Source organism: Brevibacillus humidisoli, from assembly GCF_020923435.1.
GTDB classification, from domain to species: Bacteria; Bacillota; Bacilli; order Brevibacillales; family Brevibacillaceae; genus Brevibacillus_E; species Brevibacillus_E humidisoli.
Genome location: NZ_CP087263.1, coordinates 4750630 through 4764658 on the forward strand (window position 1 = coordinate 4750630; position 14029 = coordinate 4764658).

The window sequence follows — 14029 nt, forward strand, 5'->3', positions numbered from 1 at the left end:
TGTCAGTTGGCGGAATTGGTGCGACCGCCTTGCGGATCGCGGGTACCCGATCCTCGCTGGGAGTCGCTCCCCTGCTGTATTTTCGTTTTGCCCTGATCTTGTGAGGTGTTTTCCGTATCGTTTGGGTTGGTGTCGATGGCGTTGCCCTGATTCATGATGGTGACCGCACTTCCTGGATAGAGCGTGTTTTGCCCTTTGACGACGATTTGCTGGCCTGCGGTTAGACCGGATGTAATCTCCGTGCGCTCGCCATCGGATTCACCTGTGGTTACCTCTACCTGGTTAGCCGTATTGTTTTCCACGACGTAGAGGTATGTCTTGTTGTCTTTGGTTACAATCGCTTCGCTGGGTACGACGATGGCGTTGCGCTGATTTTTATGTAGCTCCAGTGATGCCAGCATCCCCACCTTTGCTTTCCCTTCCGGATCGGAAATGCTGATCTCGATCGGATACATCTTGCTGTCGTCTGCTTTCGGGCTGACCGAGATGACGTTCCCGTCTGTCTGATAGCCGATGGACGACACATCCACCTGGAAGGTTTGCCCCACTGCAATCGTTCCTACCTGGCTCTCACTGACGGATGTGACCACCTTCATTGTGCTGATGTCGGTAATCGTCGCAATCGCCGAACTGGTTCCGATCGATTCCCCGACAGAGACGGGCAGTTCCGCGATCACACCGTCGATCGGGGCGGCAATCGCAGCATTGTCGTAGTTGGACTGGGCGATCGTGTAATCCGTCCGCGCTTGTGTCAGCTGAATCTCCAACACCTTGAGCGAGGATTCGGTCGGTCCGGATTGCTCCATTTCAAGTGACTGCTGCAGATTTTCGTAGGACGTCTTGGCGCTGATCATCTGCATCTCGGCTTCTTCGACGACTTGCTGCGAGACGGCTCCTTCCTCATAGAGGGTCTGGTTCCGTTCGAAGTTTTTTTGGGCTGCTTCGTACTTCGCTTTCGCTTCGGCTACCGAGTTTTGCATCTGCGCCAGCGACTCAGGTCTGGTTGTGCTTTTCCCTTCTTCATAACGGGCGTTCGCAAGTGCCAGCGCTTCTTCTGCCTTCTGCAGCTCCAGCTTTAGATCTTCTTCATCGAGTCGGGCGATGATCTGCCCGGCTTTTACGGACTCACCCACTTTTACCAAGATCTGCTCGATGCGCCCGGAAGCTTTCGGCGTAACCGTTACCTCCTGATTCGCTTCCAGACGACCACTAAACGTGCTCGTTTCAGCAAACGGTTCTAAGGCTGCCGTACTTACTTCCACCGGCACAGATTGTTGATTGCTGCGCTGCATCCTTGCTGCTGTTTCGTTTGCTGCGGAGCAGCCTGTGATGAACAACAGCATGGACAGGAGCGCTGCCGCTACATGAAACGGTTTCTTCTCCAAGATACTTCTCCTCCTAAGGTAACATAGCGTTCTGACAACGGGACAAAATAACTGTCTGCTTCTGACAAAGCCTACCAGACAAACATGTCAGACAAATGTCAAAGCCCGATGGTACCGGGACGTGGAGCAGATAATGGCAATAAAAAAGACAGTGTGGCTTTGCCATACCGTCTAAGAATGCCGTTTTTGCTATTTTGCCACCAGCAGAGTAAAGATGGACCCTTTTCCTGGGGTGCTTTTCGTCAGCAGCAGATCGCCTCCGAGGGCTTTTGCGATCATTTTGCTAAAAGGGAGTCCCAACCCTAAGCCCCTGACCCGATGTTTTTTCTCTGCTCCCCGAAAGAAGCGTTCAAAAATCAGATGCTGTTCTTGCTCCGGGATGCCGCTGCCGTTGTCCTGAACGTCAACCTGGATGTAATCATCTTGTTGGCGGAGAAAAACATCGATCGTTCCTTCTTCGCCGATTGCTTGTTTGGCGTTGTTGAGCAAGTTGTACAGGATTTGCTGGATTCGCATAGGATCCGTATCGGCCGAGATCGTTTCGTCAGGCAGATGGGTACGCAGGGTAAAGCGGTTCTCTTCATGTCCAATCGTCCATTGGTAGACGATCTCTTGCACCAGTTGATTCATGTTTTGTCTCTCTTTTCGGACGGTGATCTCTCCAACAGCCAGGGAATTGAAGTCAAGCAGATCCTCTACCATTTTTTGCAGGCGATTGGTCTCTTTCGTACAGATCTGCAAAAACTCTTTGGCTTCTTCACCTGTTACGATCCCATCCTGAACGGCTTGGATCAGCCCGCTAATCGATGTGACAGGCGTTTTCAACTCATGTGTGACCCCTGCCAGCAATTCGGTCCGCATCATCTCCAATTGACGCAGACGGTCAGCCATCTCTTTAAATGAATCGATCAGTTCGTACAGCTCTAATTCCTTGACGTCCGGCTGCAGGGCAACATCGTAATTGCCGGATACAATCTGTTTGGCGGCGTCAGCAACCTCTTTGATCGGTCGGGAGAGTTTGCGGGTGAGCAAATAAATAACACCCCATCCCAGCAACCCCAGGCTTCCCAGCATGATGATCAGGAATTGCATCTGTTCCTTATTTTGGGTCAGGTCTTCTTCGTGCAGCAGCAGCGCAACCCAGCCGATCGTAGCTCCGTTGCTGACGATTTTACGTTTGACCAGATGCAAGGTATCATCATTCATTCCTGTGATGGTTTCGACTGCACTCTCTTCGTTCGGCGGTACAAAGAGAGAGGGCGGCAGCGACACGTGAGGCGGGAATCCTTTTGGTTTGAACAAGATTTGTCTGTTTTGGCTGATGACGAACACAATGATCTTGCTGTCTGGCTCCAGAAAACGCTCACGACTGGCAATCAACCTGGGCAGCGTCGGAGCAATCCGGATTCGTCCATATTCATCATCTACGATACGATCAGCCAGTTCTTCTGCTATCAGTTTCATCATGCCCAAGCGTTTTTCCGTCACGCTGTGTTTGATCCAGTACGTGGAGATGATGCCGATCACCAGCAAGCCAACACACAAGATCAGCAGATAACGTGTCGTCCAGAATTGCAGCAGTGAGATGCGGTGTTCATCTTTCGTTGACATATAGTTGATACCCCAATCCTCGCAGCGTTCGGATTTCTCCCTCAGATGACGGCCAGTTCTCCAGTGTTCGTCTGATCCGTTTGATCGCCAAATCGACAGCCCGATCACTGCCCTCATAATCAAGTCCCCATACATGTTCGATTAACTGTTCCCGGGTAAAGGTTTGGTTCGGGTGGCGGGCCAGAAATAAAAACAGGGACAAGTCCCGTGGTGTAAAAGCGAGCTCCAGCCCATGCAGCGTTACCGTATGAGCTTTGAAGTCGACCTTCAGACCGCCGAGGTATTTGATTCTCTGATCCTCCATGACGCGTGCTGGTCGTCGCAAAACGGCATTGACCCGAGCCACTACCTCTTCTGCGATAAACGGCTTCGTAATGTAATCGTCTGCTCCTTGATTCAAGCCTGACAGTTTATGATTGATTTGTCCGAGGGCCGTCAGCATGATCACCGGACAGGAGCTCCTCTCGCGTATATACTGTAAAATGCTCCATCCATCCTGTTCCGGCAGCATTACGTCCAGCAGGACAAGTGAAGGAGTAGAAATAGCAAACTTTTGAATCGCTTCTTTACCGGTAAACGCTTGTTCCACCTGGTACTCTGCTTTTTCCAGGTAAGCCTTTAGGACTCGCGATATAACGAGTTCATCTTCAACAAGCAAGATCTGTTTCATGAAGCACCTCACCTTGGCGCATAAAATCTTGGTAAGCTGTTTGGCATCCACATCATGACAGGCACGATGCGGGGGTGTGTCATGTCCGGTCATGATCCGCTTCTATTGCCCATCATTGTATCACGAAAGCTGCAACACATATATGACAGTGAGAGGAGGGGGTTCCATCAAAAACAGCAGAGGGGAACATGGTTGTCCCACCATGTTCCCGCGCATCTGGGTTATTCTGCTTTTTGCTCCGCCTTTTCTTGCAGTTCCGACAGCATCTGTTCCAGCAACTCATGGATTTGGTCTGTGTCGTTTGCCTCAACTGCCTGCTGCAACTGGCTCCACTTCTCATCGTGTTGGACTTTTACACGGAACGGCACACCCAGCTCGGCCAACTGAGCTTCGGCTTCTTCTTGTGTGATCGATCCGTCTTTCAACTGCTGGCGGATCTCATCCAGTTTTTGTTTGGTAGCTTCGTCCAGTTCAGGACGGTTCATGATCTTGAGGAAGGGGGGATGTTCGATGCCCAGCTCGGCCAACTGAGCTTCGGCTTCTTCTTGTGTGATCGATCCGTCTTTCAACTGCTGGCGGATCTCATCCAGTTTTTGTTTGGTAGCTTCGTCCAGTTCAGGACGGTTCATGATCTTGAGGAAGCGGGGATGTTCGATGCCCAGCTCGGCCAACTGAGCTTCGGCTTCTTCTTGTGTGATCGATCCGTCCTTCAACTGCTGGCGAATCTCATCCAGTTTTTGCTTGGTAGCTTCGTCTAGTTCAGGACGGTTCATGATCTTGAGGAAGCGGGGATGTTCGATGCCCAGTTCAGCCAACTGTGCCTCAGCTTCTTCTTGTGTAATGGATCCGTCTTTTAGCTGTTGGCGGATCTCATCCAGCTTTTGCTTGGTGGCCTCGTCCAGCTTCGGATGAAGCTGCTCGAAGACGGCTTCAAAGTCATCAACCAAATCAGGTGCATAGGTGTTGATGAGATTCATCAACTGCTCATGTTTTCCCATACCAGCGTCTGGCCCCCGCTGAGCCACTATTACCTGCTTTTGCAGACTATCGTCCGCTGTGGTATCGGCGTTGGTAGCTGCAAACACGGAGAAGGGGGCAACCACAGAGAGGGCCAGGGCTCCAGTTAGAATTGGGGTAGTGATTCGTTTCATATGATCGTGCTCCTTTCAAAATCTTGATTATGGTGGAGGGGTGAACCTCACAGTCCAAAGAATAGAGAAGCAATGTGTCAGGCAAATGTCCACCTTATGGAAAACTGATGGAAAGTGTAAAAGGAATGCGTTTTGTGATTGAAATACACTAGGGGGGTATTGTATAATAGCAATGTCGCTACTTGTTCCTGTGCCGTGCTAAGTACATTGTTTGTAGGGATATAGGAGCATTGGTGGGCATGCTTTAGATAACGAGCTTTCTCGTCAAGGGTATAGGCCGCACCGCAATACACGCCAATCCGCGTCCTAAGATGAGGCAACCCTTGGCGATGATGACCAAAGGAAAGAAAGGAGGGGAACCATGATCACGACGACTCTACAGGTAAAAGGAATGTCCTGCAATCACTGTGTCAACGCCATCGAGGGATCGGTGGGAAAACTGGCTGGTGTGAGCAGTGCCACTGTTGATCTGGCTGCCGGCGAGGTCACCGTATCCTATGATGAAGCACAGATCGGAATCGAAAAAGTAAAAGAGACGATCGAAGAGCAAGGATACGATGTTGTATAAAGTTGTATAAAAACGAAGTTTCATGGAAAAAGCTATGCGCACTCATGGCGGATAGCTTTTTTTGTACGATCAGAAGTATTATAATTGCCGATGACTGGATAAGAGGTGACAACGATTCCCGGTCTTGTTAGCTGTGGATCGCCAATCGAGTTTGACAGAGGAGGAACTGCGATGAATACAGAGCAGGAGCTGCATTGTGAGGAGTGTGCACACACCGAGGAGCGCAAGAGCCATCACTCTGACAAGGTAAAGAGCAATCTGACCGCTCGATTGAACCGGATCGAAGGGCAGATTAGAGGGATAAAAGGAATGATCGAAAAGGACGTCTACTGCGACGATGTGTTAAATCAGATTGCCGCCGTGCAGTCCGCTTTAAATGCCGTCGGCAAAATGCTGCTGGAAGGGCATATGAAGTCCTGTGTTGTGGAACGTATTCAGGAAGGCGATCAAGAGGTAATCGATGAACTGATGAAAACGGTAGCCAAGCTGATGAAGTAGCGACCCATTGCCGTTCTCTCTTTCACGACTGATTTGCTAAAAAAATTGACAGAGACTTCCTGTTACGTATATGATGATAGTAAGTTAGTCAAATAACTAATAGTGCTGTTTTCCATTAGATACTCCTAGCTTTGTGCCCTGCCTTAAGAGGCGACTAGGGAAGGGGAAGAGTGGAAACAGACGAATCAAGAGGAGGAAGCGATGGCCAAACCAAATACGGTCTCCAAACAAGAGCTCATCAAATCGGCACAGGAGTGCATCGTCAGGGATGGTCTGCAAAAGTTGACGCTGCAGGCCGTGGCCAAAGGGGCAAATGTTACGCAAGGTACCGTCTACTATCACTTTCGCAGCAAAGAACAACTGCTGTTGGACATCGTCGAGGATGTTTGCCGAACATCGTGGCAATCACTCGCCCGAACCGAAGAAAACGGAGAGGACCTGGTGGTTCGCGGGCTGGAATCGGCTCGCAGCCGTTGCACCGAGGATTCGTTTTATCATCAATTGTTCCTATCGCTGGTCGTGGCCGGGTTCGCCAATCCCAATATCAGAAGGCGCCTGGGGAAGCTGCTAGATGAGGAGAACGGATGGCTGACGGATCGGCTGAGCCAGCAATGGCAGGAGTCACCGGTAGAGGGCGTATCGCTTGCAACCTGGAGTGTGCTGATGAATGCGCTGGTTGACGGATTGGCTCTGCAGGCGCTGTTAAGGGAGGACTTTTCGGCCGACCAGGTGTACGCTGAGCTGGAAGTCTTGCTGCGTTTTATCATGCAATCGGGAGAAAAACGGGAGGGGTGATCGCTATGTTGTTGCAGCATGCATGGCGTGCGATGATCGGAGGTTTGCTTGTCTGGGCGGGGGCGACGCTTTTCTTTATCTGGTTGGGCGATACCGTGCTGGTGGAACCTGAGCAGAGCGGTTTTTGGCTCACCATCTGCCTGCTCGAGGCAGGAACGGCTTGTTTGCTGTATCTGGTCCTCATCTTGTACCGGCTGTTCGACTCAGCTCCGCATGCCGGTGTGAGACTAGGGGTATGGGGGACAGCGATTGGATTGTTGTTGGACAGCGTGCTGCTCTTCCATCATGACCGCTTGTTTCCCGATTTTACGGAAGGCCAGCTCCTGTCTTTCATGATCTGGATGGTGATCGCCTATTTTCTGTATTTGTTGATTCCGCTGTTAGTTGAGCGTCAACCGTACAGATCAGCCTCTTGACCAGGAGGCTAGAGCTTGTAGACAGAGGGGGAGCGGCGCGGGGGAGAACAGCTCTTTTCCTCCAGTCACTCCATTGCCAACCTGCGAGGAAGCGAGACTGTCCGCTGCACCACCCAGTCCAAAGCGGTCGGGCGCAAAAGTCGTCAGCGCTACGAGGTATCCCAGGGGTGCGCCCGAAAGCCCCCGCTTCGGACTGGCTCCGCTAGCTGGTTGACAAAAGTTGCTCCTTCCGGAGTAGAGCTGCTTGTATCGGAGGTAGGAAGAAGTGATACCGGCCAATTTGTGGGGAGAGCAGCAATTGGCTATGAGTCACGGGATGAGGGAAAGCAAGCAAAAGCAAGGATTAGAAGGGAACATGAAGCCAATCGAATGGCAAAATACACCATTTCATAAGTCCAATTCAATAATTGGATATTGCGGATTCCAGGACAAATGATTATTCTGAATAATATAAAGATTAAGGGTTTTGCCAACCTGCGATCAACAGAGGGGGATTCCTATGAAAAAGAGATTTGTGAACATGGCGCTTGTGTCTCTGCTGGCAGCAGTATCTCTGGCTGGCTGCGGCGGACAAGCCGGGGAGCAGTCGCAAACGGCAGGTGGTTCCGGTGGAGATTCTTCCGGGGCTCAAAAAGAAGAATTGAAGTTTAAGGTGAGTATCACCGTTTCGGAATCAGACACTTGGGGTGTTGCAGCGAACAAGTGGGCTGAGGATTTGGAGAAAAAATCGAACGGCCGGATCAAGTTGAAGATCTATCCGAATGAGTCCCTATCGAATGGGAATCAGCCGAAAGGAATTGAAGCCGTTCAAAACGGTTCTACTGAAATCTCTGTCCACTCGACGATCATCTACAGCGTCTTGGATCCGAAGTTTTCCGTACCATCACTCCCGTGGCTCATACCTGACTACGAGCAGGCAGATAAGGCGATGAACGGAGAGGGCGGCGAGAAGCTAAAAGAGCTTGTTCGCAGCAAAGGGATTGAACCTTTGGCCTTTGGTGAAAGCGGTTACAGACAGATCACCAACAGCAAAAAGCCGATCGTCACACCGGAGGATCTGAGTGGATTGAAGATCAGAACCCCCTCCATGGAAATGATGGTCGACACATACAAAGCGTTTGGTGCCGATCCAACGGTGATGAACTTCGCCGAAGTGTTTACTTCACTGCAGCAAGGAGTGATTGACGGACAGGAAAACCCGCTGCCGATCATTCTCAACTCCAAGCTCTATGAAGTGCAGAATCAATTGACGATTTGGAACTACATGTACGATCCGCTTGTCTTCGGTATGAATAAAAAACTGTACGACAGCCTCGATCCCGAGACGCAGCAGCTAATCAAAGAAACGGCACAGGAAGCAGCACAATACCAAAAAGAGCTGAACCGACAGCAGGATGCGGAAGTACTGGCCAAGTTGAAAGAACACGGGATGCAGGTAACCGAGCTGACTCCGGAGCAGATCAAGGCGTTCCAGGAAAAGGTGAAACCGGTTATCGACAAGTACGAGGGGATTGTCGGCAAAGAACTGTTAGACGCGTTCCGCAAGTAAGAGGAAAAAGGGGCTGTCTTGGCCCCTTTTTTTGCAATTTGTCAGGGAGGGATCACCGATGAAGTTATGGGTTCGTCTGGAAGAGTGGCTGCTGGTCCTGATGATGAGTGTCATCTGCCTGCTGACGATGGCCAATGTTTTATCAAGGTACGTTTTGGCCTCTTCCTTTTCTTTTACCGAGGAGCTGACGACCAACCTGTTTGCTTTCGTTATCTTTATCGGTGCGGCGCTGTTGGCCAGAGAAAGTGGCCATATCGGCTTTTCGCTGCTGACCGATCTTGTACCGGTACCTTTGCGAAGGGCAGCTCTCATCGTAGTCGGCTGTCTCACCTCCGTCTTTTTTGCCGTTTTGCTCTGGTATGGGCTGGAGATGGTGATGCAGCAATACGAGTATGGGCAGAAGACACCGGCGATGGGGCTGCCGGCCTGGTGGATGGGGCTTTCTGTTCCGTTGGGGGCCGTGCTCTGCTTGTTCCGTTTTTGGGAGGGGTACATTCGCGTATGGTCAGCTATGACCGAGATAGAGGATGGGCCTGATGGTGAAGACAGGAGGGGAGAGGAATGAGCGAGACGGCGATTTGGCTATTTGGGTCGTTCTTTGTGTTTCTCTTTTTAAACATGCCGATTGCGGTAGCGCTGGGACTGGCTACTGCCGTTACGCTCTTGATGTTTGATCTGCCGATTCAATCGCTGCCTGGGACGATGTACTCGGCGATGACCGGCTTTACGTTACTGGCCATCCCGTTTTTCTTTCTGGCGGGACTCATCATGGAGCGGGCAGGCATATCCCGTCGGCTGATTACCCTCGCTGAAAAGCTGTCTGGGCACTACACGGGAGGGTTGGCGATTGTTGCCGTGGTTTCGGCCTGCTTCTTTGCCGCCATTTCCGGCTCTGGACCGGCTACGATGGCTGCTGTCGGGGCGATTCTGATCCCGGCCATGACGAAAGCGGGGTATCGCAAAGGGATGGCTGCCGGGCTGTTGGCGACGGCGGGAGGGATCGGGATCATCATCCCGCCCAGCATCGCCTATATCGTCTATGGTGTAGTGGCGGAGGTCTCGATTGCCAAGCTGTTTATGGCGGGGATCGTGCCCGGTTTGCTGGTTGGCGTCCTGCTGGCGGTCACCAGCTACTTCATCGCCAAAAAAGAAAAGATTCCGACGATGCCGAGAGCGAGCGGAAGTGAGCTGCTGCGAGCCCTGCTCGACGCCGCCTGGGGGCTGTTGGCGCCGGTCATCATCCTCGGCGGGATTTACAGCGGGATCTTTACCCCTACGGAATCCGCTGTCGTTGCCGTCTTCTACGGCTTGTTCGTCGGTCTGTTCGTGTATAAGGAGATCAAGCTTCCGCAGCTGCCGAAGATTATCCTGGAATCGGCCAAGACGACGGCGATGGTGATGCTGATCATCGCTTCTGCCTCTGCGTTCGCCTGGTTGATCACGGTGGAAGGAATCGCAGAGGAACTGGCTGACATGATGATGAGTTTTGCTCCGGACAAGTTTACCATGCTGCTGATGATCAACCTGATTCTGCTGTTGGCCGGGATGTTTGTCGATGCGATTTCCGCCTACTATATCTTTCTGCCGATCTTCCTGCCGATTATGGCAGCGATGCAGATCGATCCCGTTCACTTCGGCGTCTTGATGACGATCAACCTGGCGATTGGCCTGGTCACGCCGCCAGTGGGAATCGATTTGTACGTCGCCTGCGGTCTGGCCAAGGTTTCCCTCAGGGAAATCTCCAAAGGCGTGATTCCTTTTATCCTCGCGTCGATTGTCGCACTCCTGATCATCACCTACGTACCGGAGATCTCGCTCTGGCTGCCCAACCTGCTGGGCATGGAATAAAGGGGGAGAGTTGAATGTCATCGCCAGTCTGGGGTCAGCTCAAGCTGGATCCGCAGCATCGGCTGCCACTTTACAAACAGATTTCGCAGCAGACGGAGCAGATGGTACACGAAGGAAAACTGAAGCCTGGGGTCCGCCTGCCTTCCGAGCGGAAGATGGCAGAGATTCTACAGGTGAGTCGTATGACGATCACGCTGGCATACGAAGACATGAAAGCGCGTGGGATCCTGCGCAGCCAGCAGGGTAGTGGTACGTTTATCATGCGCGGCCCGCGGATTGAGCGGAGTGAGCAGGCGGTGACCTGGCATACCCAGTTTGCCTACGAGACGGGCAATATCAACTACGCGATGGAAGAGGTCATGCGCTTTGGACGGGACCCTAAACTGATCCCGCTCGCCGGGGTCGGTACAGCCCCTGAGGTTCATCCTGGGATTGAACTGAGTCAATTCTTTGCGGAACATCTCCGGCGCAACCCGATTCTGCTGCAGCTGCCAACACCGACACAGGGATATGAGCCGCTGCGCCACGATCTGCTCGGCTGGCTGGAGGAGAGTGGAATCCATGCCGCACCGGAGGAGACCATGATCGTTTCGGGTGCGATGCAGGGACTCGATCTGATTAGCCGGTTATTTCTCGGGCCGGGTGACTACGTGATCATGGAGGACCCGGGGCTGCCCGCGGCATCCGATGCCTTTACGGCATCAGGCGCCAAAATTTTACGAATTACGCTGGACCAGCAGGGGATTCGCACTGAGAGTTTGGAGAACCTGCTGATGCAGTTCCCTGTCAAATTCATCTACGTCAACCCAACATTTCATAACCCTACCGGAATCACCATGTCTTTGGAGCGTCGAGAACACCTGCTCTCACTGGCCAAAAAATATCGTGTCCCTATTGTTGAAGATGATCCAACCAGCCTGCTTTTCTACGGCAGCAAACCAACCATCCCGCTCAAGGCGATGGATCGGGACGATCTGGTGATCTATTTGCGGACATTTTCCAAGTATGTGTTTCCCGGTCTGCGGGTGGCTGTGTTGGTCGCTCCGGAGGCGATTGTCACCAATCTGCTCAAGGTGAAGCAGCGAATTGACCTGCACAGCAACAATCTGAGTCAAATCGCGGTCCACGCCTTTCTGATGGAAGGACGTCTGGAGCGGCACCTGGAACGACTGCGCAGCGCGTACGCATCTCGCATCGCGTTGTTGAGGGAAGTGATTGGAGCGCATCCGGACATCAGCTGTCATTTTCCAGAAGGCGGTGTGTTCCTCTGGTGCAAATTACCTTCTCATATTCGCGCAGAACGGCTGCTGCAGATTGCCATCCGCAAAGGAGTCGCTTTCGTCCCTGGCAATTGGCTTAGCGGCGTAGGGCTGGGAGATCATTATTTCCGCCTCGCTTTTACCCATCCTTCCCTTGATTTGTTGAAAGAAGGGCTGAAGCAGATTGATCAGGCGATTGCCGAGCACGACTCATACCAATGTTGAGAATGGTTATAGGAACTCTCGGCAATTCCCTGTAGTCTGAAGATGATGAAAGCGCTGTCAAAGAGGGGGAGGGGTGTATCTAGTGGACGTACATCACGTGACAGATCAGCTTGTGCAAGAGTGGTATTACAAGATGCTGCTGATTCGCCGGTTTGAGGAAAAGGTGAACGAGAAGTTTCTGGCCGGAGATATTCCTGGCTTCGTTCACCTCTACATCGGTGAAGAAGCAACGGCTGTCGGCGTGTGCTCTGCACTCACGCGAGCGGACTATATCACCAGTACACACCGTGGACATGGCCACACCATCGCCAAAGGAGCCGACGTCAAGCGGTGTATGGCCGAGTTGTACGGGCGTAAAACCGGTTATTGCAAAGGAAAGGGCGGTTCGATGCATATAGCCGATTTTGGAGTTGGTATGCTCGGAGCAAATGGCGTCGTCGGAGGAGGCATCAATCTCGCTGCAGGCGCCGCGCTTGCTGTACAACTGCGTAAGGCAAAAGAAGTGGCTGTCTGTTTCTTCGGGGACGGGGCAAGCAATCGAGGGACATTCCATGAGGGACTCAACATGGCTGCCGTGTGGAAGCTGCCGGTGGTGTTTGTCTGTGAAAACAACCAATGGGCTTCGACAACGCCGCTGCACGAGGCGACGGCCGTCACCGACATCTCGCAGCGTGCGACGTCGTATGCGATCCCCGGTGTGATGGTTGACGGGAACGATGTTTTTGCCGTGTACGAGGCTGCGCAGCAGGCAGTCGAACGGGCCCGACAGGGAGAGGGACCTACCTTGCTCGAATGCAAAACCTACCGCATAAAAGGTCATTTCGTGGGCGATCCGGAACAGTACCGGACACGCGAAGAGGTAATGGCCCAGATGGAAGAGCGGGACCCGATCAAAAAGCTCTTGGAACGCATCCTTGCCGACGAGCTGCTTACGGAGGAGCAGCTGCGTGAGATCGAACGGAAAGTGGAACAGGACGTGGCGGAGGCGGTTCGGTTTGCGGAAGAGAGTCCCTTCCCCGATCCGGAAGAGGCGTTTGAAGACTTGTACGTAGAGGGGGAAGCGGACCATGCGTAACATTTCGTTTTCCGACGCTACTCTGGAAGCGATGCAGGAGGAAATGCGGCGCGATGAGCGAGTCTTTATTATGGGAGAAGACATTGCCAGTCAGGGCGGAATCTTTGGACAGTTTAAAGGGTTGCCCAAAGAGTTTGGCCTGGAGCGGGTTCGGGACACGCCGATTTCCGAGACGGCCATAGTCGGTGCCGGCATCGGGGCTTCATTGGCCGGAGCCGTACCTGTGATTGATATGCACTTTGCCGACTTTATCGGCGTGGCGATGGACGAAGTGCTCAATCAGATGGCCAAGATCCGCTACATGTTCGGTGGACAGGCGACCCTGCCGCTAGTCCTGCGAGCGCCGGATGGTGTGACCCGATCGGCGGCTGCCCAGCATTCGCAGTCGCTGGAAGCCTGGTTCCTGCATATCCCGGGATTAAAGGTGGTCATCCCTTCCAATCCCGCAGATGCCAAAGGTTTGTTGAAAGCAGCGATTCGGGATCCCAATCCCGTGATTTACTTTGAGCATAAAGATCTGTTCCGACAAAAGGGACCGGTACCCGATGGTGATTATCTCACTCCGATCGGTAAAGCGGCAGTCGTACGCCAGGGTGACGACGTGACGATCGTCTCGTATTCCGCCATGCTCGGCAAGGTGCAAAAGGCCGCAGAAATCCTGGCGGAACAGCATCAGATCAATGCGGAAGTGATCGATTTGCGGACGATTGTACCGATGGATCTGGAGACTGTCTACACATCCGTCAAAAAAACCAAACGGTTGGTCATTGCCCACGAGGCCGTAAAGATTGGCGGTGTTGGTGGGGAGATCGCGGCGGCTGTGAGTGAGAACATCTTGGAATACCTGGACGGTCCCATCGTCAGGGTGGGTGCTGCCTTTACACCCGTACCGTTTAGTCCTCCGCTGGAAAATCGAGTGATTCCACAAGTAGAGGATGTCGTGAATGCCGTGCTGACTGCCCGGTGGTAGCGAGAGGGG

The 14029-nt window shown here is 52.6% G+C and carries 14 protein-coding genes; 10 read left to right on the forward strand and 4 right to left on the reverse strand.

Annotation, left to right across the window (positions count from 1 at the left end; translation table 11 throughout):
• Positions 1 to 2: 2 nt before the first annotated feature.
• The 4 genes from LOK74_RS23180 to LOK74_RS23195 all read right to left on the reverse strand — a co-directional run bounded on the left by LOK74_RS23180 (position 3) and on the right by LOK74_RS23195 (position 4817).
• Complete coding sequence (locus LOK74_RS23180) at positions 3 to 1385, reverse strand: efflux RND transporter periplasmic adaptor subunit (RefSeq protein ID WP_230044360.1); 1383 nt, start codon at positions 1383 to 1385, stop codon at positions 3 to 5.
• Between the two features lie 189 nt (positions 1386 to 1574).
• A complete protein-coding gene (locus LOK74_RS23185) occupies positions 1575 to 2996 on the reverse strand; it encodes a sensor histidine kinase (protein ID WP_230044361.1) in 1422 nt (473 codons plus the stop codon).
• Positions 2980 to 3666, reverse strand: a complete 687-nt coding sequence (locus tag LOK74_RS23190) for a response regulator transcription factor (RefSeq protein WP_230044362.1) — start codon at positions 3664 to 3666, stop codon at positions 2980 to 2982. The genes LOK74_RS23185 and LOK74_RS23190 overlap by 17 nt, the downstream gene beginning before the upstream one ends.
• Positions 3667 to 3887: 221 nt before the next feature.
• Positions 3888 to 4817, reverse strand: a complete 930-nt coding sequence (locus LOK74_RS23195) for a GumC domain-containing protein (RefSeq protein ID WP_230044363.1) — start codon at positions 4815 to 4817, stop codon at positions 3888 to 3890.
• Between the two features lie 361 nt (positions 4818 to 5178).
• Between LOK74_RS23195 and copZ the strand changes: the two genes are divergently transcribed.
• From copZ to LOK74_RS23245, 10 genes are all read left to right on the forward strand, one after another.
• Complete coding sequence (copZ, locus tag LOK74_RS23200) at positions 5179 to 5385, forward strand: copper chaperone CopZ (RefSeq protein ID WP_230044364.1); 207 nt, start codon at positions 5179 to 5181, stop codon at positions 5383 to 5385.
• Between the two features lie 171 nt (positions 5386 to 5556).
• Positions 5557 to 5883, forward strand: a complete 327-nt coding sequence (locus LOK74_RS23205; RefSeq protein ID WP_230044365.1) for a metal-sensitive transcriptional regulator — start codon at positions 5557 to 5559, stop codon at positions 5881 to 5883.
• Positions 5884 to 6084: 201 nt separating this feature from the next.
• Entirely contained in the window at positions 6085 to 6678 is a 594-nt protein-coding gene (locus LOK74_RS23210; protein WP_230044366.1) for a TetR/AcrR family transcriptional regulator, read from the forward strand.
• Positions 6679 to 6683: 5 nt separating this feature from the next.
• Positions 6684 to 7094: a DUF5367 family protein gene (locus LOK74_RS23215; RefSeq protein ID WP_230044367.1), complete on the forward strand. Its 411-nt coding sequence runs from the start codon at positions 6684 to 6686 to the stop codon at positions 7092 to 7094.
• Positions 7095 to 7593: 499 nt separating this feature from the next.
• The gene (locus LOK74_RS23220; RefSeq protein ID WP_230044368.1) at positions 7594 to 8643 is read left to right on the forward strand and encodes a DctP family TRAP transporter solute-binding subunit; all 1050 of its coding nucleotides are present in this window, start codon (positions 7594 to 7596) and stop codon (positions 8641 to 8643) included.
• A 58-nt stretch (positions 8644 to 8701) separates the two neighbouring features.
• Positions 8702 to 9208, forward strand: a complete 507-nt coding sequence (locus tag LOK74_RS23225; protein WP_230044369.1) for a TRAP transporter small permease — start codon at positions 8702 to 8704, stop codon at positions 9206 to 9208.
• Complete coding sequence (locus LOK74_RS23230) at positions 9205 to 10491, forward strand: TRAP transporter large permease (protein ID WP_230044370.1); 1287 nt, start codon at positions 9205 to 9207, stop codon at positions 10489 to 10491. Before LOK74_RS23225 ends, LOK74_RS23230 begins: the two co-directional genes overlap by 4 nt.
• Before the next feature lie 14 nt (positions 10492 to 10505).
• Entirely contained in the window at positions 10506 to 11975 is a 1470-nt protein-coding gene (pdxR, locus tag LOK74_RS23235) for a MocR-like pyridoxine biosynthesis transcription factor PdxR (RefSeq protein ID WP_230044371.1), read from the forward strand.
• A gap of 133 nt (positions 11976 to 12108) precedes the next feature.
• Positions 12109 to 13050: a pyruvate dehydrogenase (acetyl-transferring) E1 component subunit alpha gene (gene pdhA, locus LOK74_RS23240; RefSeq protein WP_230047108.1), complete on the forward strand. Its 942-nt coding sequence runs from the start codon at positions 12109 to 12111 to the stop codon at positions 13048 to 13050.
• Positions 13043 to 14020, forward strand: a complete 978-nt coding sequence (locus LOK74_RS23245; protein ID WP_230044372.1) for an alpha-ketoacid dehydrogenase subunit beta — start codon at positions 13043 to 13045, stop codon at positions 14018 to 14020. Before pdhA ends, LOK74_RS23245 begins: the two co-directional genes overlap by 8 nt.
• Positions 14021 to 14029 lie beyond the last annotated feature (9 nt).